18 protein-coding genes are annotated in these 23,291 nt (G+C 56.9%); 3 read left to right on the forward strand and 15 right to left on the reverse strand.

Annotated features, from left to right (window positions below; genetic code table 11):
* Nucleotides 1-38: 38 nt before the first annotated feature.
* Both ACQUTD_RS00815 and ACQUTD_RS00820 read right to left on the reverse strand, forming a co-directional pair.
* Nucleotides 39-743, reverse strand: coding sequence for a putative N-acetylmannosamine-6-phosphate 2-epimerase (locus tag ACQUTD_RS00815; RefSeq protein ID WP_473276718.1), 705 nt, complete (start codon nucleotides 741-743; stop codon nucleotides 39-41).
* Nucleotides 740-2,296: a maltose/glucose-specific PTS transporter subunit IIC gene (locus ACQUTD_RS00820; protein ID WP_473276720.1), complete on the reverse strand. Its 1,557-nt coding sequence runs from the start codon at nucleotides 2,294-2,296 to the stop codon at nucleotides 740-742. The genes ACQUTD_RS00815 and ACQUTD_RS00820 overlap by 4 nt, the downstream gene beginning before the upstream one ends.
* A gap of 170 nt (nucleotides 2,297-2,466) precedes the next feature.
* Here ACQUTD_RS00820 and ACQUTD_RS00825 point away from each other — a divergent pair, with 170 nt between their 5' ends.
* Nucleotides 2,467-3,291 carry an SIS domain-containing protein gene (locus ACQUTD_RS00825; RefSeq protein ID WP_473276722.1) on the forward strand — a complete coding sequence of 275 codons (825 nt, stop codon included), beginning with the start codon at nucleotides 2,467-2,469 and terminating at the stop codon, nucleotides 3,289-3,291.
* Nucleotides 3,292-3,345: 54 nt separating this feature from the next.
* On the opposite strand, the gene eno is transcribed toward ACQUTD_RS00825, so the two are convergent.
* From eno to rlmD, 5 genes are all read right to left on the reverse strand, one after another.
* Nucleotides 3,346-4,644, reverse strand: coding sequence for a phosphopyruvate hydratase (gene eno, locus ACQUTD_RS00830; RefSeq protein WP_318364297.1), 1,299 nt, complete (start codon nucleotides 4,642-4,644; stop codon nucleotides 3,346-3,348).
* A gap of 78 nt (nucleotides 4,645-4,722) precedes the next feature.
* A complete protein-coding gene (pyrG, locus tag ACQUTD_RS00835; RefSeq protein ID WP_072569957.1) occupies nucleotides 4,723-6,360 on the reverse strand; it encodes a glutamine hydrolyzing CTP synthase in 1,638 nt (545 codons plus the stop codon).
* Between the two features lie 227 nt (nucleotides 6,361-6,587).
* A complete protein-coding gene (gene mazG, locus ACQUTD_RS00840; RefSeq protein ID WP_473276723.1) occupies nucleotides 6,588-7,379 on the reverse strand; it encodes a nucleoside triphosphate pyrophosphohydrolase in 792 nt (263 codons plus the stop codon).
* Nucleotides 7,380-7,438: 59 nt separating this feature from the next.
* Nucleotides 7,439-9,682: a GTP diphosphokinase gene (gene relA / locus ACQUTD_RS00845; protein WP_473276725.1), complete on the reverse strand. Its 2,244-nt coding sequence runs from the start codon at nucleotides 9,680-9,682 to the stop codon at nucleotides 7,439-7,441.
* A gap of 48 nt (nucleotides 9,683-9,730) precedes the next feature.
* A complete protein-coding gene (gene rlmD / locus ACQUTD_RS00850; protein WP_473276726.1) occupies nucleotides 9,731-11,044 on the reverse strand; it encodes a 23S rRNA (uracil(1939)-C(5))-methyltransferase RlmD in 1,314 nt (437 codons plus the stop codon).
* A gap of 57 nt (nucleotides 11,045-11,101) precedes the next feature.
* Between rlmD and barA the strand changes: the two genes are divergently transcribed.
* Nucleotides 11,102-13,876, forward strand: coding sequence for a two-component sensor histidine kinase BarA (gene barA / locus ACQUTD_RS00855; RefSeq protein ID WP_473276727.1), 2,775 nt, complete (start codon nucleotides 11,102-11,104; stop codon nucleotides 13,874-13,876).
* A gap of 47 nt (nucleotides 13,877-13,923) precedes the next feature.
* Here the strand turns inward: barA and ACQUTD_RS00860 are convergent, their stop codons facing one another.
* From ACQUTD_RS00860 to syd, 8 genes are all read right to left on the reverse strand, one after another.
* Complete coding sequence (locus tag ACQUTD_RS00860) at nucleotides 13,924-15,075, reverse strand: glycerate kinase (RefSeq protein WP_473276728.1); 1,152 nt, start codon at nucleotides 15,073-15,075, stop codon at nucleotides 13,924-13,926.
* Between the two features lie 86 nt (nucleotides 15,076-15,161).
* Nucleotides 15,162-16,496 (reverse strand): glucarate dehydratase, encoded by a 1,335-nt coding sequence (gene gudD, locus ACQUTD_RS00865; RefSeq protein WP_473276730.1) that lies wholly within the window; start codon nucleotides 16,494-16,496, stop codon nucleotides 15,162-15,164.
* Nucleotides 16,497-16,517: 21 nt separating this feature from the next.
* Nucleotides 16,518-17,858 carry an enolase C-terminal domain-like protein gene (locus ACQUTD_RS00870; protein WP_473276764.1) on the reverse strand — a complete coding sequence of 447 codons (1,341 nt, stop codon included), beginning with the start codon at nucleotides 17,856-17,858 and terminating at the stop codon, nucleotides 16,518-16,520.
* Nucleotides 17,858-19,213: an MFS transporter gene (locus ACQUTD_RS00875; RefSeq protein WP_072569950.1), complete on the reverse strand. Its 1,356-nt coding sequence runs from the start codon at nucleotides 19,211-19,213 to the stop codon at nucleotides 17,858-17,860. The genes ACQUTD_RS00870 and ACQUTD_RS00875 overlap by 1 nt, the downstream gene beginning before the upstream one ends.
* Nucleotides 19,214-19,520: 307 nt before the next feature.
* Complete coding sequence (locus ACQUTD_RS00880) at nucleotides 19,521-19,970, reverse strand: flavodoxin (RefSeq protein WP_318364304.1); 450 nt, start codon at nucleotides 19,968-19,970, stop codon at nucleotides 19,521-19,523.
* Nucleotides 19,971-19,986: 16 nt separating this feature from the next.
* Nucleotides 19,987-20,769, reverse strand: a complete 783-nt coding sequence (gene truC, locus ACQUTD_RS00885) for a tRNA pseudouridine(65) synthase TruC (RefSeq protein ID WP_318376948.1) — start codon at nucleotides 20,767-20,769, stop codon at nucleotides 19,987-19,989.
* Nucleotides 20,769-21,098, reverse strand: a complete 330-nt coding sequence (locus ACQUTD_RS00890; RefSeq protein WP_473276731.1) for a YqcC family protein — start codon at nucleotides 21,096-21,098, stop codon at nucleotides 20,769-20,771. The genes truC and ACQUTD_RS00890 overlap by 1 nt, the downstream gene beginning before the upstream one ends.
* 638 nt (nucleotides 21,099-21,736) lie before the next feature.
* Nucleotides 21,737-22,282: a SecY-interacting protein gene (gene syd, locus ACQUTD_RS00895; protein WP_321987970.1), complete on the reverse strand. Its 546-nt coding sequence runs from the start codon at nucleotides 22,280-22,282 to the stop codon at nucleotides 21,737-21,739.
* A 68-nt stretch (nucleotides 22,283-22,350) separates the two neighbouring features.
* On the opposite strand from syd, the gene queF reads away from it, so the two are divergent.
* Nucleotides 22,351-23,196 carry an NADPH-dependent 7-cyano-7-deazaguanine reductase QueF gene (queF, locus tag ACQUTD_RS00900; protein ID WP_473276733.1) on the forward strand — a complete coding sequence of 282 codons (846 nt, stop codon included), beginning with the start codon at nucleotides 22,351-22,353 and terminating at the stop codon, nucleotides 23,194-23,196.
* The last annotated feature ends 95 nt before the right edge of the window (nucleotides 23,197-23,291 follow it).

The following is a 23,291-nucleotide window of genomic DNA, read 5'->3' on the forward strand; positions in this document are numbered from 1 at the left end:
GATCTAAACCCTAAGTATCGCAGATCCCGGCCAGACGATCATGTGCCATTCGCGCCCTGCGCATTAATCGCGCGGGTAAAACGCGCGGTAATTTGCTGCGGCCGGGTGATGGCGCCGCCCACCACCACCGAATGCGCCCCCAGCGCAAGGCACTGCGCGGCAAGCTCAGGCGTGTCGACATTGCCTTCGGCGATCACCGGGATAGTGGCGATGGAAAGTACCTCTTTTAAAAATTGCAGATCGTTTTCCGGCAGCCGGTGCCCCGCCGTTTCAGCCGTATAGCCATAAAGGGTGGTGCCGAGGCAGTCAAAGCCCAGCTCACCGGCAATACGCGCATCATCCAGGGTGGCGATATCCGCCATCAGCAAGACCTGCGGATAACGGCGGCGGATCTCACTGACCAGCGCGGCCAGGGTATCGCCGCCAGGCCGCTTACGCTGGGTGGCATCCAGCGCGATGATTTCCGGGGCGACCGTCATCAGCTCGTCGATTTCGCGCAGCGTGGCGGTGATAAACACTTCGCTGTCAGGGTAATCACGCTTAATAATGCCGATCACCGGCAGCGACACCTGCGCCTTGATGGCTTTGATATCCACCACGCTGTTGGCGCGAATACCTGCGGCGCCGCCTTCCACTGCGGCCAGCGCCATGCGGGACATAATAAAGTCGCTGTGCAGCGGTTCGTTTTCCAGCGCCTGGCAGGACACCACCAGCGCCTTTTTGATCTGTTCTAATGCATTCATAACGCTAACATCTCTTCCATTTCGTTTTTGATGATGGTGACGTGCGGCCCGTAAATCACCTGGACCCCGTTACCACGAACGATCACCCCGCGCGCGCCTGTCGCTTTCAGGGCGGCTTCATCCACTTTGCTGCCCGCTTTCACCGTTACGCGCAGGCGTGTGGCACAACAGTCGACCTCGTCCAGATTTCCGCGCCCGCCCAGCGCCGCCACTATGGCCTCTGCCCGTTCGGTGCCGCTGACGGCAGAGATTTCCGCCTGCTCTTTTTCGCGGCCTGGCGTGAGGAAGTTAAAGCGCTTAATCAGGAAGCGAAAGGTGAAGTAGTACAGGAAGAACCACGGAATGCCGACCAGCGGCACATACAGCCAGTGGGTCTTCGCTTCGCCCTGCAAAATGCCGAACAGCACAAAGTCGATAAAGCCGCCGGAAAATGTCTGCCCGATAGTGATATGCAGCATATGCGCCAGCATGAAAGCCAGCCCGTCGAACAACGCGTGCAGAACGTACAGCACAGGCGCGACAAACAGGAACGAAAACTCAATAGGTTCGGTAATGCCGGTTAAGAAGGACGTCAGCGCCGCCGAGAACAGCAGGCCAGCTACCCGCTTTTTGTTTTCGGGTTTCGCGGTGTGGTACATCGCAAGACAGGCACCCACCAGCCCGAACATCATGGTGATGAAGCGGCCGGACATAAAGCGTGAGGTGCCTTCGTAAAACTGCTGCGTCGCGGGATCGGCCAGCTGCGCGAAGAAAATGCGCTGCGTGCCTTCCACCAGTTGCCCATTGACGATCTCGCTGCCGCCCAGCGCCGTCGTCCAGAAGGGCAGATAAAAGATGTGATGCAGCCCGAAGGGGCCAAGCATGCGCAAAATAAAGCCGTAGAGAAAAGTACCGAGGTAGCCGGTGGCATCCACCAGCCCGCCAAGACCGAAAATCAGCTTTTGAAAATGCGGCCAGACCACCGTCATGATAGCGCCGACAAGGATCGCCGCCAGCGAGCTGATAATGGGTACAAAGCGCGAGCCGCCAAAAAAGCCCAGAAACTGCGGCAGCGCGATCTTATTAAAGCGGTGATGCAGCGCGCAGGTGACGAGGCCAATGACCACGCCGCCAAACACGCCGGTTTCCAGCGTCTGAATACCTAAGGTCATGCCCTGCCCGACCGCGCCGGGATTGCTGCTCGCCAGCGTACCGGTGAGCGTCAGCAGCGCATTAATGGTGGCATTCATCACCAGATACGCCAGCAGCGCGGCCAGTCCCGCCGTGCCCTTATCGGTTTTCGCCAGCCCCACCGCCACGCCCACCGCAAAAAGTACCGACAGGTTAGCAAAAACAATCGCCCCGGCGCTGCTCATGATGGTGAAAATCGCCTGTAGCCAGGCCACATCCAGGAAAGGCCAGGCCGTCAGCGTATTGGGATTCGACAGCGCGCCGCCAATCCCCAACAGCAGCCCCGCCGCCGGAAGTACGGCAATCGGCAGCATAAAAGATTTACCAAAACGCTGCGCTTTTTCAAACCAGCCCCCAGGGGAGGCACCACTGAACATTGTCATACTCTATCTCCGCTCGCCGCTTGTTGATGAAAATTTTTACCACAATAAATATTTAACGTGAAAATTATCATCAAAAAAGCGGAAGCGGATCATACTATTTTAAAATGACTGGCAACCAGTCCCCTCTTTCCGCCACACTATCGGGCATTAACGACGTAAAGGATCCCGGAATGTCTGAAAATGAAAATGTGCTGCTGCGCCTTCGCCAGGGAATGTCGGGTTACAGCCCCACGCAGCAGAAGCTGACGGAATACATACTGGCAGAACCTTCGCGGGTGCTTTATCAGACCATCACCGAGCTGGCACGGGAGAGCGCCACCAGCGAAGCCAGCGTTACACGCCTGTGCCGTATGCTGGGCTGTAAAGGCTATACGGAATTCAAAATGGCGCTGGCGCTGGATGTGCAGCGCGCCGGGACGCCGCCTGAGCAGGGCGATGAGATTGATACGCTGGTGGAAGAGTCGGTCATGGCGCTGCGGGATACGTCGAAGCTGCTTGACCGTGAGGTGCTCGCCAGGGCGGCAATGGCACTGCATCAGGCGCGCACAGTGCAGATTTACGGCGTGGCGGCCAGCGCCATCATCGGCGATTATCTGCACTACAAACTTTTACGCCTCGGCAAAACGGCGCAGCTGTTCAGCGATATGCATCGCGCGGCGATGAATGCCACCACACTGGGAAGTGATGAGCTGGTGATCGCGATCTCCAGTTCCGGCTCCACGCGCGATCTGCTGCATGTGGTGAAACTGGCCCGTAAACGTGGTGCGACGGTGCTGGCGTTAAGCAATACGCCGCGCAGTCCGCTGGCGTCGATCAGCGATATGCTGCTGGTTGCGGCAAAACCGGAAGGGCCGCTCAGCGCCGGGGCGTTGAATGCCAAGGTCGGCGCCATGCTGCTGGTGGAACTGCTGATCACTGCCTTAATGTCTTATGACGCGCATTACAGCGATACCAGCCAGCAAACTGCCAGCGCGACCTTACCGCTGCTGCTGTAGAGACCAAAAAAAACCCGCCGAAGCGGGTTTTTTTAAAGAACGTCAGTCAGGGGATTATGCCTGGCCTTTGATCTCTTTACGACCGTTGTACGGTGCTTTTTCGCCCAGCGCTTCTTCGATACGGATCAGCTGGTTGTATTTAGCAACGCGGTCAGAACGGCTCATGGAACCGGTTTTGATCTGGCCTGCAGCGGTACCTACTGCCAGGTCGGCAATGGTCGCATCTTCAGTTTCGCCAGAACGGTGAGAGATCACCGCAGTGTAGCCAGCGTCTTTCGCCATTTTGATCGCAGCCAGAGTTTCGGTCAGAGAACCGATCTGGTTGAATTTGATCAGGATGGAGTTAACGATGCCTTTTTCGATACCTTCTTTCAGGATCTTGGTGTTGGTTACGAACAGATCGTCACCAACCAGCTGGATTTTGTCGCCCAGCACTTTGGTCTGGTATGCGAAACCATCCCAGTCAGATTCGTCCAGACCATCTTCGATGGAAACGATCGGGTACTGTTTGGTCAGATCTTCCAGGAAGTGGGTGAATTCTTCAGAGGTGAAGGCTTTGTTGCCTTCGCCGGCCAGAACGTATTTACCGTCTTTGTAGAACTCGGACGCTGCGCAGTCCATCGCCAGAGTGATATCGGTGCCCAGTTCGTAGCCTGCTGCTTTAACCGCTTCAGCGATTACAGCCAGTGCTTCAGCGTTGGAGCCCAGGTTCGGCGCGTAGCCGCCTTCGTCGCCAACTGCAGTGTTCATACCTTTAGCTTTCAGAACTTTAGCCAGGTTGTGGAACACTTCAGAACCCATACGCACAGCTTCTTTCAGCGTCTTAGCGCCAACAGGCTGGATCATGAATTCCTGAATATCAACGTTGTTATCTGCGTGCTCGCCACCGTTGATGATGTTCATCATCGGAACCGGCATGGAGTATTTGCCCGGAGTGCCGTTCAGTTCAGCGATGTGCTCGTACAGCGCCTGACCTTTAGAAGCCGCAGCGGCTTTGGCGTTAGCCAGAGACACAGCCAGGATAGCGTTCGCGCCGAAGTTAGATTTGTTTTCAGTACCGTCCAGATCGATCATGATCTTATCGATACCAGCCTGGTCTTTGGCGTCTTTGCCAAGCACTGCCTGAGCAATCGGGCCGTTAACCGCAGCAACCGCTTTGGTTACGCCTTTACCCAGGAAACGGGATTTGTCGCCATCGCGCAGTTCCAGAGCTTCACGGGAACCAGTAGAAGCACCTGACGGGGCAGCAGCCATACCGACGAAACCACCTTCAAGGTGTACTTCGGCTTCAACAGTCGGGTTACCACGGGAGTCGATGATTTCACGACCGATGACTTTAACGATTTTGGACATTAGGATTTCCTCAGTACAAGTTAAACTAAAACTCCAGACAAACAATGCACCCGGCAGGGTGCATTGTCGTTCTAACTCTTACTTCGCCTGACGCTTCTGGAAATCGCTTGCGGCCTTAACAAAGCCTGCAAACAGCGGATGTCCATCACGCGGCGTTGAAGTAAATTCCGGGTGGAACTGACAGGCGACAAACCACGGATGGTTTGGCACCTCGATGATCTCAACTAACTGATCATCGCCGGAACGGCCCGCGACACGCAGACCCGCAGCTTCAATTTGTTTCAACAGCATATTGTTGACTTCATAGCGGTGACGGTGACGTTCAACAATGGTAGACGCACCGTACAACTGACGAACGAGGCTGTCGTCATCCAACTGGCACTGCTGTGCGCCGAGACGCATCGTACCACCCAGGTCGCTCTTTTCAGTGCGGACTTCGACATTGCCATCTTCATCACGCCATTCGGTAATGAGCGCCACGACAGGGTACTTACAGTCTGGCACAAATTCCGTTGAGTTGGCGTTGTCCATTCCCGCTACGTTGCGCGCAAACTCAATCAGCGCAACCTGCATACCCAGGCAAATGCCCAGATAAGGAATATTATTTTCACGCGCGAAGCGTGCAGTGGCGATCTTACCTTCAACGCCGCGGTAGCCGAAACCACCCGGGATCAGGATCGCGTCCAGACCTTTTAAGATCTCAACGCCGCGCGTTTCCACATCCTGCGAATCGATCAGCTTGATGTTGACGGTTACGCGGTTCTTCAGACCACCGTGTTTCAGCGCTTCGATCACCGATTTATAGGCATCCGGCAGCTCAATGTATTTGCCGACCATGCCGATGGTGACTTCACCCGCCGGATTCGCTTCTTCGTAAATAACCTGTTCCCATTCAGACAGGTTAGCTTCCGGACAGTTCAGGCTGAATCGTTTACAAATATAATCGTCCAGTCCCTGAGATTTCAACAGGCCCGGAATTTTATAAATAGAATCGACGTCTTTCAGAGAAATAACGGCTTTTTCTGGAACGTTACAGAACAAAGCAATTTTCGCACGTTCGTTGGCAGGAACCGCGCGATCTGAGCGACAAATCAGAATATCCGGCTGGATACCGATAGAAAGCAGCTCTTTCACAGAATGCTGTGTCGGTTTGGTCTTCACCTCACCTGCCGCCGCCATGTATGGCACCAGCGTCAGGTGCATGTACATGGTGTGTTCACGGCCCACTTCCACGGCCATCTGGCGAATCGCTTCAAGGAACGGCAGAGATTCGATGTCGCCTACCGTACCGCCGATTTCAACCAGCACCACGTCGTAGCCTTCGCCACCTTCGATGATGCGCTCTTTGATGGCGTTGGTGATGTGCGGAATAACCTGAACGGTCGCGCCCAGATAGTCGCCACGGCGCTCTTTACGCAGAACGTCGGAGTAGATACGACCGGTAGTGAAGTTGTTACGGCGGCTCATTTTGGTGCGAATGAAGCGCTCGTAGTGGCCCAGGTCTAAATCGGTTTCAGCGCCGTCTTCAGTAACGAACACTTCCCCGTGCTGAATTGGGCTCATGGTGCCCGGATCGACGTTGATGTACGGATCCAGTTTCATAATGCTTACGCTGAGGCCACGGGCTTCAAGAATGGCTGCGAGGGAGGCTGCGGCAATGCCTTTTCCCAGAGAGGATACGACCCCGCCGGTCACAAAAATATAGTTCGTTGTCATGCTGAACCTGAGAAGTTAGGTTTAAAAGACGATGGAATAACCAGGACGGGAAAGCAGTATACCGGAACCGGGCAGTTGCCACAAACTTTCATTCTTCCTCCTCTTCCACAGGTTCTGACAATAATAAGGAGTGAGAAAATAGCCCCTTTTGGCTAAATGTTTTTGACGCAAATCAAGCGCTTGTTATTTAAAAAATCACACAAATCGCGCTTGATCCGCAAAAGTCGTTAGAGATCAGATTCCTGCCGCTTTACCTGCTGCCAGACTTCTTCCATAGTTTCCAGATCCACACCGGTCATGCTCAGCCCACGGGCAGCAACAATACACTCCACTTCCCGGAAACGACGCTCAAATTTGAGGTTCGCTTTTTGCAGCGCCACTTCCGCTTTGACGCCCAGATGACGGGATAAATTCACGGTGGCGAACAGCAAATCGCCCATTTCTTCTTCCACCCGCGCCTGATCGACGACCGCCTGTTTCGCCTCGTCCATCACTTCATCGATCTCTTCGTAAACTTTTTCCACCACCGGGCCGAGGGTGGCCCAGTCAAAGCCGACCGAGGCGCAGCGCTTCTGAATTTTATGCGCGCGCATCAGCGCCGGGAAGCTGTGCGGGATGTCATCCAGCACCGAATGCTGTGCTTTTTCGGCGCGCTCTTCGTGCTTAATTTGCTCCCAGCGCGCTAATACCTCAGTACTGTTTTCTGCCGTGGCATCGCCAAAGATATGCGGGTGACGGCGTTCAAGCTTGTCGCTGATTGCCGCGCAAATATCATTGAAATCAAAACGCCCCTCTTCCTGCGCCATTTGCGCGTAAAACACCACCTGGAACAGCAGATCGCCCAGTTCGCCGCGCAGATCATCAAAATCTTCCCGGGAAATGGCGTCCAGCACTTCATAGGTTTCTTCGAGGGTGTAAGGGGCGATGGTGGCAAAGGTCTGTTCTTTATCCCACGGACAGCCGTTTTCCGGGTCGCGCAGGCGTTGCATGATGCCCAGCAGGCGATCGATTTGCGTCATTGAAATGTCCTGAAAACACAGGCCCGACAGCAACCCGCCGTCGGGCCGAAAAAGTAGAATTAACCGCCGTGCAGGCGACGCGCGTCTATCACATCCGGCACCTGATTCAGTTTGCCGAGGACGCGGCCAAGCACCTGCAGATTATAGATTTCGATATTCATATCAATGGTGGCCAGCTGCTGTTTGGTGTCGCTACGGCTTGCCACGCCCAGCACGTTGACCTTCTCATTGGCGAGAATGGTGGTGATGTCGCGCAACAGACCGCTGCGATCGTTAGCGGTCACGCGCACCACCAGCGAATAGCCCGCCGAGTAGCTCTCGCCCCATACCGCGTCGACAATTCGTTCAGGCGCGTGGGATTGCAGTTCGGTCAGCTGATCGCAGTCGGCGCGGTGAATAGAGATGCCGCGTCCCTGAGTGATAAAACCGGTGATCTCATCGCCGGGGATCGGCTGGCAGCAGCGGGCGATGTGGTGCATCAGATTACCAACGCCCTCCACCACCACGCGGCCTTTATCTTTGTTGGTGTTACGGTGCGGCGGCGCCCAGGTTTTCTGCTGTAACTGCTTAAGCGCAGCGGCGTCCTGTTCTTCGGCGCTCGGTTTATTAAACTGCGACTGCAGGAAGTTAACCATCTGGTTAAGGCGAATATCGCCGCCGCCAATGGCCGCCAGCAGCTCTTCCACTTCGTTGAAGTTGTAGCGCGGCAACAGCTGTTTTTCCGCCTCTTTAAGGCTGATCCCCAGATGTTCAAGCTCGTCATCAAGGATCTGCCGCCCGGCGAGAATATTTTTATCGCGATCCTGTTTGCGGAACCAGTTATGGATCTTGGCCCGTCCGCGGCTGGTGGTGACATAGCCAAGGTTAGGATTCAGCCAGTCGCGGCTGGGGTTCGGCTGCTTCTGGGTGATGATTTCGATCTGATCGCCCATCTGAAGCTGATAGGTAAAGGGCACAATGCGTCCGCTGATTTTCGCCCCGATGCAGCGATGGCCGACGTCGCTGTGAATGTGGTAGGCGAAGTCGAGCGGCGTGGAGCCTGCCGGTAAGTCGACCACATCGCCTTTCGGCGTAAAGACGTAAACGCGATCGTCGAACACCTGACTGCGCAGCTCGTCGAGCATTTCGCCGGAGTCGGCCATCTCTTCCTGCCAGGCGATAAGCTTACGCAGCCAGGCTATGCGATCTTCATGACCTGACGCACGCGCGCCTGTCGCGGCTGCCCCTTCTTTGTACTTCCAGTGCGCCGCCACGCCCAGTTCGGCATCTTCATGCATCTGACGGGTACGGATCTGGATCTCAACGGTTTTGCCGCCCGGCCCCAGCACCACGGTGTGAATGGACTGGTAACCGTTCGGTTTCGGGTTGGCGACGTAGTCGTCAAACTCGTCGGGCAGATGGCGATAATGAGTATGTACGATACCCAGCGCCGCATAGCAGTCCTGCAGGCGCTCGGCCACAATACGCACCGCGCGCACGTCAAACAGCTCGTCAAAGGCGAGCTGCTTTTTCTGCATTTTGCGCCAGATGCTGTAGATGTGCTTCGGACGGCCATACACCTCGGCCTTCACGCCCTCGGTTTTCATTTCCGAGCGCAGATGACCCACGAATTCATCAATGTAATGTTCACGATCGATACGGCGCTCATGCAGCAGTTTAGCGATGCGCTTGTATTCATCGGGATGCAGATAGCGGAAGCAGTAATCTTCCAGCTCCCATTTCAGCTGACCGATACCTAAACGGTTCGCCAGCGGCGCATAGATATTGGTGCACTCTTTGGCCGCCAGTACGCGTTCATCTTCCGGCAGATCTTTCACTTCCCGCAGATGCGCCACGCGCTCGGCCAGTTTGATCACCACGCAGCGGAAATCATCGACCATCGCCAGCAGCATCCGGCGAACGTTATCCACCTGTTCAGAAGAAACGGAGTCGTTGTGCGTGGCTTTCAGCTGACGGATAGCGGCCATATCACGCACGCCGTGGATCAAATCGACAATGGCTTTACCGACGCTCTCGCGCAGGACGTCTTCGCTGACGACGTTGGCGTCCGCCAGCGGAAACAGCAGCGCCGCACGCAGCGTTTCGATATCCATGCTTAACATGGAGAGGATTTCCACCATCTCGACGCCGCGCCACAACAGCAGATCGGCGTCAGGATGGCCCTGGGTTTTTTGCAGGCAGTACGCCCAGGTTTCGGCTAAGCGGTCACACGAGGGCTGACTGGAAATTCCCAGACTGGCGATCCATTTTTCAGAATCGAATTCTCCTGCCCGATTAAGATGTGCACTTCTTACCGCAACCATTGTCCTCTCCTTTCAGGGACGAAGCCTGTCGAATTCGACAAGCCGAAGTTAATTACCTGTGCTCACACTGCGTGCAAATAACACCATAGATTCCAGATGCCCAGTGTGCGGGAACATGTCCAGCATCGCCAGCCGCTGAATCTGGTACCCCGCATTTAATAATGCTTCACTGTCGCGGGCAAGCGTGGCCGGGTTACAGGAAACATAGACTACTTTTGACGGGGCAAGTTTTATTATGTGCTGCATGACGCCCGGCGCACCGGCGCGCGCCGGATCGAGCAGCACTTTGTCTATGCCGTGGCGCGCCCAGGGCTGCGCGGTGACATCTTCTTCCAGGTTTTCATGAAAAAATGTCACATTGTGCAACGCATTCTGTTCGGCGTTTTGCCGCCCTTTTTCCACCAGCGCCGCGACACCCTCCACGCCCACCACGCTTGCGGCGCGTTTCGCCAGCGGCAGGGTAAAATTGCCCATCCCGCAGAACAGATCCAGCACCCGATCGCCAGGGGAAATGTCCAGCCACGCCAGCGCTTTTGCCACCATCTGCTGATTCACTCCATCATTCACCTGAATGAAATCACGCGGGCTGAAGGTTAAGCGTAGCCCGTCCGAGGTGTACCAGGGCGCCTCGCCGGTTACGGGTTGCAGTATGTCGCTTTGCGGCGCAAGAAACAGCGCCACGTCCCCGGAATGCGAAAAGCGTTCCAGTTTTTCACGATCTTTGGCGCTTAATGGCGCGGTATGACGCAATACCAGCAGCGGGCCGTTATCGGCCAGCACCAGTTCGACGTGTCCAAGATGGTGCGGATTGTCCAGCGCCTGCAGACAGCTGCGCAATGATGGCAGCAGCGCCTCAAGACGGGGCACCAGAATCGGGCAACGCTTCACGTCGATGATGTCGTTTGAACCCGCTTTGCGAAAACCCATTTCCAGACGCTGGCTTTTTGCCGCCACGTTCAGGCTCAGGCGCGCGCGACGACGATAGCCCCAGGGCTGGTCGGCGATCACTTCGTCCACCTCGCGTTTCATCATGCGGGCCAGCGCGCTGCGCTTACTGCGCTGTTGCAGCGCCACGCTGGCATGTTGCTGCTGACAGCCGCCGCAGACGCCAAAATGCGGGCACAGCGGCGTTTCCCGTTCCGGGCTGTCGTTAAGACGACGCTTAACCTGCCCGCGGGCATATTGACGTTTGTCTTCCGTCACCATGATTTCCGCCCGTTCGCCGGGCAGTAGTCCGGGGATAAACAGCGCTTTACCGTTGTGACGAGCCACGCCCTGACCAAAAGGATCGAGGTCGCTCACTTCAACAGTTATGATCTGACGCGTCGCCACGCGTCGTTTTGCAGAGTAGAATTGCGCCATTGCCGGGAATTTTCTCAATCAAACATAATTGCCCTAATTGTCCCATAACGGAACTCCATGACCAACTACAGCCTGCGCGCGCGCATGATGATTTTGATTCTGGCCCCCACCGTACTGATCGGTTTGTTGCTCAGCATCTTCTTTGTTGTCCACCGCTACAATGACTTACAGCGTCAGCTTGAAGACGCCGGCGCCAGCATTATTGAGCCGCTCGCCGTCTCCAGCGAATACGGCATGAATCTGCAAAACCGTGAGTCTATCGGGCAGCTCATCAGCGTGTTGCACCGTCGCCATTCGGACATCGTGCGGGCGATCTCCATTTACGATGAGCGTAACAATCTGTTTGTTACCTCAAATTTCCATCTCGACCCGGACGAGCTAAAACTGTCGAAAGGCACGCCTTTCCCGCGCCGCTTAAGCGTGGTGCGCAACGGCGATTTTATGATCCTGCGTACGCCGATTATCTCAGAAAGGTATTCACCTGACGAATCTTCCACGGCGGATGCCAAGCAGGCGAATAATATGTTGGGCTATGTGGCGCTGGAGCTGGATCTGCGTTCCGTGCGCCTGCAGCAGTACAAAGAGATTTTTGTCTCCTCGGTGATGATGCTGTTCTGTATCGGCATCGCCCTGATCTTTGGCTGGCGGCTGATGCGCGACGTCACCGGCCCGATCCGCAATATGGTCAATACCGTTGATCGCATCCGTCGCGGCCAGCTGGACAGCCGCGTGGAAGGTTTCATGCTCGGCGAGCTGGATATGCTGAAAAACGGCATTAATTCGATGGCGATGTCGCTGGCGGCCTATCACGAGGAGATGCAGCACAATATCGATCAGGCCACCTCCGATCTGCGGGAAACGCTGGAGCAGATGGAGATCCAGAACGTTGAGCTGGATCTGGCGAAAAAACGGGCGCAGGAAGCGGCGCGCATCAAGTCCGAGTTTCTGGCGAACATGTCCCATGAGCTGCGCACGCCTCTTAACGGCGTGATTGGCTTTACCCGCCTGACGCTGAAATCCGAACTGACGCCCACCCAGAAAGATCATCTGCATACCATTGAGCGCTCTGCCAATAATCTGCTGACCATCATTAATGACGTGCTGGATTTTTCGAAGCTTGAAGCCGGTAAGCTGATCCTTGAAAGCATTCCCTTCCCGCTGCGCAATGCGCTGGACGAAGTGGTGACGCTGCTGGCCCATGCCGCGCATGATAAGGGCCTTGAGCTGACGCTGAACATCAAGAACGACGTGCCGGACAACGTCATTGGCGATCCTCTGCGCCTGCAACAGGTGATCACTAATCTGGTGGGTAACGCCATTAAGTTCACCGAAAACGGCAACATAGACATCCTGGTGGAAAAACGCTCCATCAGTAATAACAAAGTGCAGATCGAGGTGCAGATCCGCGATACCGGTATCGGTATTCCCGAGCGGGATCAGTCGCGGCTGTTCCAGGCCTTCCGTCAGGCGGATGCGAGTATTTCGCGGCGACATGGCGGTACCGGACTGGGGCTGGTGATTACGCAAAAACTGGTTAATGAAATGGGCGGCGATATCTCTTTCCACAGCCAGCCGCAGCGCGGGTCCACCTTCTGGTTCCACATCAATCTCGATCTCAATCCAAACGTCATCGGCGAAGGGCCTTCAACGCTGTGCCTTACGGGTAAACGGCTGGCCTACATTGAGCCGAACACGGCGGCGGCGCAGAGCACGCTGGATTTACTGAGCAGTACGCCGCTGGAGGTGATCTACAGCCCGACGCTGTCAGGGCTGCCGGAAGATCATTACGATATTCTGCTGCTGGCGGTGCCGGTGCCCCTGCAGGAGCCGCTGACCATGCAGCATACCCGGCTGGCGAAGGCGTCGCAGATGACCGATTACCTGCTGCTGGCGCTGCCCTGCCATGCGCAAATTAACGCCGAAGAGCTGAAACAAAATGGCGCGGCGGCCTGTCTGCTCAAGCCCCTAACGGCGGCGCGACTGCTGCCCGCGCTCAATGAATATTGTCGCCTGAACCGCCGTGCGCCGCCGCTGCTGGAGAACGCGGATAAGCTGGCGATGAGCGTCATGGCGGTGGATGATAATCCCGCCAACCTGAAGCTGATCGGCGCGCTGCTTGACGATCAGGTGCAGCAGGTGGAGCTGTGCGAAAGCGGGCAACAGGCCGTTGACCGGGCGCGGCAGATGCAGTTCGATTTGATCCTGATGGATATTCAGATGCCGGAAATGGACGGCATTCGCGCCTGCGAGTTAATCCGCCAGTTGCCGCACCAGCAGCAGACGCCGGTGGTGGCGGTCACGGCTCATGCCCTCGCCGATCAGAAAGAGAAGCTGTTCAGCGCGGGCATGAACGGCTATCTGGCGAAACCGATCGAAGAAGATAAGTTACGCAGCCTGCTGCTGCGCTATCTGCCCGGCCCCGGCGTGAGCCAGTGGCTTACGCCGCCTGAGCCGCAGCCGCTTCCTGAGCCGGTGGCAGCCACGGTCAACCCGAACGCCACCCTCGACTGGCAGATGGCGCTGCGTCAGGCCGCCGGAAAGAATGATCTGGCGCGGGAAATGTTACAGATGCTGCTCGATTTCCTGCCGGAGATCCGCAACAAGGTGGAAGAACAGCTGGTGGGAGAAGCGCCGGAAGGACTGACGGAGGCCATTCATAAGCTGCATGGCAGTTGTGGCTACAGCGGCGTGCCACGGCTGAAAAATCTCTGCCATCTGATTGAGCACCAGTTACGCAGCGGAACGCCCGCCGCGGATCTGGAGCCGGAATTCCTCGAACTGCTGGATGAGATGGATAACGTGGGGCGGGAAGCGAGTAAGATCCTGGGATAATACTCCCTATCACCCCGGCCCTCTCCCGCAGGGAGAGGGAGACGTTGTCAGGCTGACGGCGGTAATCCCCGCCCGGCTTTTAACACCGCCGCGACGTTGCGCGCGGTCATGCGTACGTTTTCCCCGGCATTTTTCAGCGCGTCGTCCAGTGAACAGATGGTGTAGATGACGCTGAATACCGCGTCCAGACCGTGCTCATGGACGATCCCCACGTCTGCCGTCAGGCTGCCGGCAATACCAATTACCGGTTTGTTGTAACGCTTCGCAACCTTCGCCACGCCGACCGGCACTTTGCCGTGCACGGTCTGGCTGTCGATGCGCCCTTCGCCGGTGATCACCAGATCGGCACCGGCAACGTGCTCCGCCAGATGCAGCGCGTCGGTGACGATCTCAATGCCGCGACGCAGCTCCGCGCCGCAAAATGCATACAGCCCGGCCCCCATGCCGCCCGCCGCGCCCCCGCCTGCCAGCGTCAGCACATCCACATCCAGATCGCGCTGAATGATCTTCGCATAATGGTGCAGCGCGTGGTCGAGACGGGCAACGGTTTCGCCCGTCGCGCCTTTTTGCGGGCCAAAAACCGCCGATGCGCCCTGGTCACCCGTAAGCGGGTTTGTCACGTCACAGGCCACTTCTATGCGACAGGTTTTCAGGCGCGCATCCAGTTCGCTGACGTCAATGCGCGCCAGCGTTTCCAGTTCGCCGCCGCCCTGCCCCAGCGCCTTGCCCTGCGCATTTAACAGCTTCGCGCCCAGCGCCTGCACCATTCCGGCGCCGCCGTCATTGGTGGCGCTGCCGCCAAGCCCGATAATAATGTGTTTCACGCCCGCATCGAGGGCGTGACGGATCAGCTCGCCCGTCCCCCAGGATGTTGTAATTAATGGGTCGCGTTTTGCTGGCGGCACCAGTTCCAGACCACTGGCGGCGGCCATTTCAATAAAGGCGCTCTGCTCATCGCCGGAAAGACCGTAAAAACCCGCCACCGGTTCGCCGAGCGGGCCGGTCACCTTAACCTGCACTTTTCTGCCGTGGGTGGCAGCCACCATCGCTTCGACCGTGCCTTCGCCGCCATCTGCCACCGGCAGTTTGACGTACTCCGCGTCCGGGAAAATCTCTTTAAAACCGCGTTCAATGGCGGTAGCGACATCGAGGGCACTCAGGCTTTCCTTGTATGAGTCCGGTGCGATCACTATTTTCATATGCTGTCCTTAGGTATGTTGACTGCCAGTATTATCTTTCCCGACACGGGAAAGCGCCGGTTCCCGCAAGAACCGGCGGGATTTCTTTAACGCACCATGCACGGGCGTTTATTATCAAACGTCCAGTTGGGGATCAGGTACTGCATGCACATGGCGTCGTCGCGCGCGCCCAGGCCATGCTTCTGATACAGTTCATTCGCCTTCATCACCTGATCCATATCCAGCTCAACGCCGAGGCCCGGCGTAGTCGGCACCTGCACCATGCCGCCTTTAATTTCGAATGGCTGTTTAGTGAGGCGCTGATTGCCTTCCTGCCAGATCCAGTGTGTATCAATGGCGGTGATGTTGCCTGGCGCTGCGGCCGCCACGTGAGTGAACATCGCCAGCGAGATGTCGAAATGGTTGTTGGAGTGTGAACCCCAGGTCAGGCCGAATTCATGACACATCTGCGCCACCCGCACCGAGCCCTGCATGGTCCAGAAGTGCGGATCCGCCAGCGGAATGTCCACCGATTGCAGCGACAGCGTGTGCCCCATCTGCCGCCAGTCGGTGGCGATCATATTGGTGGCGGTCGGCAGGCCGGTGGCGCGGCGGAATTCCGCCATCACTTCACGCCCGGAGAACCCCTGCTCTGCGCCGCACGGATCTTCGGCATAGGCCAGTACGCCGCGCAGGGATTTACCGATAGCGATGGCTTCATCCAGCGACCAGGCGCCGTTCGGATCGAGCGTCACGCGCGCCTGCGGGAAGCGTTTAGCCAGCGCGGTAACTGCCTCCGCTTCTTCAAAGCCCGCCAGCACGCCGCCCTTGAGTTTGAAATCGTTAAAGCCGTATTTTTCATAGGCCGCTTCCGCCAGGCGCACCACCGCATCCGAGGTCATGGCTTCTTCGTGGCGCACGCGATACCAGTCGCATTTGTCGTCCGGCTGGCTCTGGTACGGCAGCGGCGTGCGTTTACGATCGCCGACAAAGAACAGATAGCCGAGCATTTCCACTTCGCTGCGCTGCTGCCCGTCGCCCAGCAGGGTGGCAACGTTAACGCCGAGGTGTTTGCCGAGCAGATCGAGCATCGCGGCTTCAATACCGGTCACCACGTGAATGGTGGTACGCAAATCGAAGGTTTGCAGGCCGCGGCCAGCGGCGTCGCGATCGGCGAATGCCTGACGCACGGCGGTGAGGATATTTTTGTATTCGCCGATGGTTTTACCCACCACCAGCGCGGCGGCGTCTTCCAGCGTGGTGCGGATTTTTTCGCCGCCGGGAATTTCGCCCACGCCGGTCTGTCCGGCGTTATCTTTGATGATCACGATGTTGCGGGTAAAGAACGGCGCATGGGCACCGCTCAGGTTCATTAACATGCTGTCGTAACCGGCAACCGGGATCACCTGCATGGAAGTAACAACGGGGGTAGTGGTGCTCATTCTGTCATCCTTTTACTCTAATCAATGGCGTCCAAAGACGGGGCGTTTGCGGTCAAACGTCCAGCCCGGGATGAGATACTGCATGGGGCCGGCGTCATTACGCGCGCCGCCCGGCAGGGTTTTGTAGAGCTCGTGGGCCTTCTCAATCTGGCCCCAGTCGATTTCCACGCCCAGCCCCGGCGTGTCAGGGACGGCGATTTTGCCCTGCTTAATTTCCAGCGGCTGTTTCGTCAGGCGGGCATCGCCTTCCTGCCAGATCCAGTGGGTGTCGATGGCCGTTGGCGTACCAGGTGCTGCCGCGCCGACATGGGTAAACATCGCCAGCGAAATATCGAAATGGTTATTCGAATGACAGCCCCAGGTCAGGCCCCAGTCATCGCACAGCTGCGCCACGCGCACCGCCCCGGACAGCGTCCAGAAATGCGGGTCCGCCAGCGGAATGTCGACCGCATTGAGCATGACGGCGTGGCCCATTTCCCGCCAGTTGGTGGCGATCATATTGGTGGCGACCGGCAGCCCGGTTGCGCGGCGGAACTCCGCCATCACTTCGCGTCCGGAAAAGCCCTGCTCCGCCCCGCATGGATCTTCCGCATAGGTCAGCACATCGTTGAGTCCCTTACACAGGCGAATGGCCTCATCGAGCAGCCATGCGCCGTTGGGATCCACGGTAATACGCGCATCCGGAAAACCTTTCTTGAGCGCGCGTGCGGTTTCGATCTCCTGCTCGCCGGGCAGTACGCCGCCCTTGAGTTTGAAGTCTTTAAAGCCGTAGCGATCCTGCGCCGCCTGCGCCAGCGTCACCACCGCCTCGCTGGTCATGGCGTGCTGATGACGCAGGCGATACCAGTCGTGATTGCCCGGCGTCGCGTCAAGGTACGGCAGCGGCGTTTGCGTGCGGTCACCGACGTAAAACAGATAGCCAAGCACGGTCACCGCATCGCGCTGTTTGCCGGGACCGAGCAGTTCGCACACCGGCACGTTCAGCGCTTTGCCCAGCAGATCCAGCAGCGCCGCTTCCAGCGCGGCCACCGCGTTAACGCGCAGCTCAAACGTCCATGCGCCTTTGCCGAAGGTGTCAAAATCCGCGGCCTGGTTGCCTTTGTGGACCCGCTGTACGACTTTATTCAGACGGGCCACTTCCTGCCCCACTACCAGCGGAATGGCATCCACCAGCGTCTGGTAAATGGTTTCGCCGCCCGGTGCTTCACCGACGCCGGTGTTACCGGCGTTATCGGTCAGCACCACGATATTGCGGGTGAAGTAAGCGTTATGCGCGCCACCGATATTCATCAGCATGCTGTCGTGCCCGGCTACTGGGATCACCCGCATGCTGGCAATTAAGGGAGTTGCCTGTGTATTCATCATTCACGTCCCGCCACAGGTTTTAGTTCGACACGTTTAATGTCACCCACCAGCACCAGATAACTCAGTACCGCCACCAGCGCATGGATACCAACGTAAATCAGCGCGCCGTTAAAGGAGCCGGTGGTGCCGACGATATAGCCGATAGCGATCGGCGTGACGATGCCGGAGACATTGCCGAACATATTGAACAGTCCGCCGGAGAGGCCGCTGATCTCTTTCGGCGCGGTATCCGCCATCACCGCCCAGCCCAGCGCGCCAATGCCTTTGCCGAAGAACGCCATCGCCATAAAGCCGATGATCATCCACTCTGTTTCAACGTAGTTACAGAACACCATCACCATCGACAGCATCATGCCGAGCACGATAGGCGTTTTACGGGCGATATTCAGCGAGCCGGTACGACGCATCAGCCAGTCGGAAATTACGCCGCCCAGCACGCCGCCTACAAAGCCGCAGATGGCCGGTACCGAGGCGACAAAGCCTGCTTTCAGGATCGACATGCCGCGCGCCTGCACCAGATAGACCGGGAACCAGGTGATAAAGAAGTAAGTCAGGGCGTTAATGCAGTACTGGCCGAGATAGATGCCGAGCATCATGCGGGAGCCGATCAGCTGTTTGATCTGCCCCCACTTTTGACTGAGCGGAACATGCGTTTTAGGGCCTTTCTGATCCATATTGATCAGCCCGCCGCCTGCGGCGATGTATTCCAGCTCTTTTTTGTTTACGCCCGGATGTTCGTTAGGTTCGTGGATCACTTTCAGCCAGATAAAGCTGATGATAATCCCCAGCCCGCCCATAAAGAAGAACACGTGCGACCAGCCCACTTCATGGGTTAACCAGCCCATGATCGGCGCGAAGATCACCGTCGCGAAGTATTGTGCGGAGTTAAAAATGGCGACGGCGGTGCCCCTCTCCTGCGCCGGGAACCAGGCCGCGACGATACGGCTGTTGCCGGGGAAAGATGGCGCTTCAGCTAGTCCGACCAGGAAGCGCAGGGTAAAGAGCGCGACTATGATGCCGAACCCGCTGAAAATATCGACGAAACCCTGCAGGAGGGTGAAGGCGGACCAGATAAAAATGGACCAGAAATAGACGCGCTTGGAGCCGAAACGGTCAAGCAGCCAGCCGCCGGGGATTTGGCCAATCACATAGGCCCATGAAAATGCCGAGAAAACATAACCCATACCGATGGGATCAAGGCCAATGTCTTTGGCCATTTCCGAACCGGCGATAGACAGCGTGGCGCGGTCACCGTAGTTGAAGGATGTGACGATAAACAGCATCACCACTATCCAGTAGCGGGCGTTGGTGCGTTTTTCCGCACTGCTCGCCGCGTGGCTTAATGAACTCATGGTTGTACTCCCGAAGCGTAGATGTTCGTAGCATGTTTCCCGTCGGTGTAGCGGTAGGGTGCCCGGGATCATGCTGTTGTTTTTTTGCAGTTCATCTGTCAGGTCGCTTTCCCCTGAACGCTGCATTTGTATCTGGCTCAAAAAGTATAAAAAGCGGGCTACGAACACTCACTGTGCAACCCCACAACATTACGCAGGCATGGGGTGAAGGTTTGATGCAAAAGCCCAGGGCTATGGGGAGTACTTCACGGAAATGAACAGAAAGGGGAGTAAGAATGTAAAAAGCCACCTTCAGGGTGGCTTTTATTTAGTTCAGTAAGGTGGCCCAGTGTTCAACCCACGGGTTAGAGACGGATTCCGGTTCCGGATCTTCGCTGGCGTCGATCAGTAATACCTCGCCCAACCGCTGTGCGTTCTGTTCCTGAAGCAGGGCATCAAAGGTTTTACCCGCGCCGCAAAAGTGCGTGTAGGTGCTGTCGCCGAGGGCGATCACGCCATAGCGCAGTGCGGGCTGCACGCCAATCTGATCTTTCACCGCATGGAACAACGGGGCGATGCTGTCGGGAAAATCCCCCTGCCCGGTGGTGGAGGTGATCACCAGAATAATTTTATCCTGATAACGCTGCCAGTCGGCCAGCGTCCCATCTTCGTAAACGGTGGCCTTATGCCCGTGACCGCTCAGGATCGCTTCTGCTTCTTCCGCCACCAGCAGCGCGTTGCCATAGGTTGTGCCGACAAATATGCCTACTTCTGCCATGCTTTCCACTCCTTGCTCAGACTTGACTCTCTTCATCCTGACCGCTGAGTGCAGCAAACTCAACCCTTTCATTTAAAGGGAGAAGCCCCCGCCAGCCAAAGTGCGACAGCGCCTGCATCCAGACCTCGTCCAGCCCGGCACGCAGCACCAGCGGTTCGCCGGTAAAGGGATGCGTCAGCGACAGTTCGCTGGCGTGCAGCATCAGGCGCTGACAGCCGAAGTGTTCGGCGGCGCTGCGGTTTTGCTTTAAATCGCCGTGCTTGCTGTCGCCGATAATCGGATGGCGCAGATGCGAAAGATGGCGGCGTAGCTGGTGCTTGCGGCCGGTTTTCGGCAGCAGCTCCACCAGTCCGTAACGGGTGGTGGGAAATTTCCCGGTAGCGACAGGCATCTCGGCAGTGGCCAGCCCGCGATAGTGCGTCACCGCAGGCTGAGGACCTTTATCTGCGCGGGCGAACTTGTCAGCAATTTTATCCAGCTCTTCGGTTAGCGGATAATCCAGCTCGGCTTCATCCATCAGCCAGCCGCGTACTATCGCATGATAGCGCTTCTGCATCTGGTGCTGTTCAAACTGTTGCGATAACAGGCGGCCCGCCTCGCTGGACAGGCCCATCAGCAGCACGCCGGAGGTCGGACGATCGAGGCGATGGGCGGTAAACACGTGCTGACCAATCTGGTCGCGCACGGTTTGCATCACCACCACTTTTTCATCGCGATCGAGCCAGCTACGGTGCACCAGCCAGCCGGAGGGTTTGTTCACCGCCACCAGCCATTCGTCCTGATAGATGATCTCCAGCATCAGGCGCTATCGCCTGCAAAGATGGCGTCAAGCTGCTGTAGCTGCACCAGCACCACATCCCGGGCCGGATGGCTGGCATCCAGCGCGACTTCATAATAAGGCGCGATGGCAAAGGTCTGCGGCAACGGCTGTCCGCTGTCTAACAGGGCATGCATACGCGGGATCAGCACCCATTGCAGCCACTCGAAAGGCTCCATGGTATCCAGACAAAAAGGTTCGGTACTTTCGAAAGCGCTGGCGGCCGGGGCATGGGTTTGCCAGATGCCCTGCTCATTTAACAGGGTTTCCAGGCTGAACAGTTGTTGGCGCACGTGCTGGTGGGGAGTCATATCAACCTCGACTGAAAATAAAACTGGCGCGCAGGATAGCACTAGTCGGGCCTGAACAAAAAAAGGGAGCACTGTAAAAACAGTGCTCCCGGTTCGTTTCGCAGCATTCCGGCTACTTTTGTTGCTCCCTGCTCATCCTTGACAACTTTTCCTGCGGTCTCCTGACCTGTTCATCCGTAAACAACTGCATCCTGCTCGTACCACCCCGATACGATCTGCGTTATCCGTAACGCCCGTCCCTGAACATCCTGGTCCGCCGGGCATCCTGACCGGCTCTCATTCTCCGTCCTGGAGGTGTCCTTTAACGCGTCCTGCGTCATCCACTTTGCTTCATCCGGAAGCCTTTCCTTGCAGCACCGTCCTGGTGTTCCTGCTGCGAAGCTACACCATCCCGGCATCCACTTCGCAATGTGACCTCTTGTCAACGGGGATAAGGATCCGCTTTTTTGCCCTGTCCTACAAGAAGGTGCTTAAGAACATAATCAGAATAGCATTCGACACAGACGGGAGTTTATGAGGTTAACTTGTTGAATATAAGGGATTAACGGGAGAGCATGACGGACTGAATGAGAAGAAAATCCTGGCGATCTCCTACAGCCTGTGTAAGAGATCTCTCACAAACTCAGTAGTAATCTGGATTACAGAACAGGCTCAAGCTGATTAAGAAATTCCGTAACGGACGGGGCCAGCACCGTACGTTTCGCCGTACCGATGGTTTCGACAATTACCTGTCCGGTCAGGTTGCAGACGGCAATAACGTCCAGTTCGCTGTCGAGCGTGGCGATAAACAGCGTGGGCGAAATCTTAAGGCGCTTCTGCGTCACCAGATGGCCAATTAGATTTTCCTGCACGCGGCGGAAATCGTCCTCGCTCCAGGTTTGCAGCAGCGTCAGCGTCTGTGCGCCAAAGCGCGCGGGCATATCACCGGCAAACTGGGTGGCATAAAACGCGTGCAGCGCGGGTTGTACCACAATATCTAATGCCCGTTCAACCGCGTTTACATTGGGTTCCCCTTCAAAGGGTTGCGGCTGCCAGAACACGCTGTCCTGGGTGGTAGAGATAATGCAGGGCGAGGGCACGCCGTACAGATCTTCACTCTGCGGCCAGCTGTGGCGTGTCTCATGCCAGGCATCGCAATAGCGTGCGGTAAATGCTTTCAGGGCGAGCGCCGTTTCTGTGTGCACCGATTTCTCTCTTAACCAAAGCCAGGATAAACTTGGCGGATAGTTTACCTGCAAAATGGCGATGAAACATGTCTTCTTATGATAACCACCAGGCGCTGGCTGGCCTGACCCTCGGCAAATCCACCGCGTACCGCGATACCTACGACGCCAGCCTGTTGCAGGGCGTACCGCGCAGCCTGAACCGCGATCCGCTCGGCCTGCATGCCGACAACCTGCCCTTTCACGGCGGCGATATCTGGACGCTCTATGAGCTGTCATGGCTGAACAGCAATGGCCTGCCGCAGGTCGCGGTTGGACAGGTGGAACTTAACTACGCCAGCGTCAATCTGGTGGAATCAAAAAGCTTTAAGCTCTATCTCAACAGCTTCAATCAGACGCGTTTCGCCAGCTGGGATGAGGTGCAGGCCACCTTGCAGCGCGATCTCAGCGCCTGTGCGCAGGGCGACGTGCGCGTGGCGCTTTATCGCCTTAATGAACTGGAAGGTCAGCCGATCGCCGCGTTCAACGGTGTGTGCATCGACGATCAGGATATTGCGATTGATAACTACGACTTTAGCGCCGATTACCTGGAAAATGCCGCCAGCGGCCCGATTGTCGAAGAAACTCTGGTCAGCCATCTGCTGAAATCCAACTGCCTGATCACCCATCAGCCGGACTGGGGTTCGGTGCAGATCCAGTATCGCGGGCCGCAAATCGACCGTGAAAAGCTGCTGCGTTATCTGGTTTCCTTCCGCCATCACAATGAGTTTCATGAGCAGTGCGTCGAGCGCATTTTCAACGACGTGCAGCGTTTCTGTCAGCCAGAATCCCTGAGCGTGTACGCGCGCTATACCCGCCGCGGCGGGCTGGACATCAACCCCTGGCGCACCAACGGCGATTTTGCGCCCTCAACCGGACGACTGGTTCGCCAGTAATCATAAAAATTTCTGCATTTGCGCCGCACAATCGGCGCATGAGGTTGTTAAACGTCATAAGCCAGGGCTATTGTAATCACAGGGAGCGGCGATTT

It is taken from the genome of Enterobacter sp. K510, from assembly GCF_055804875.1.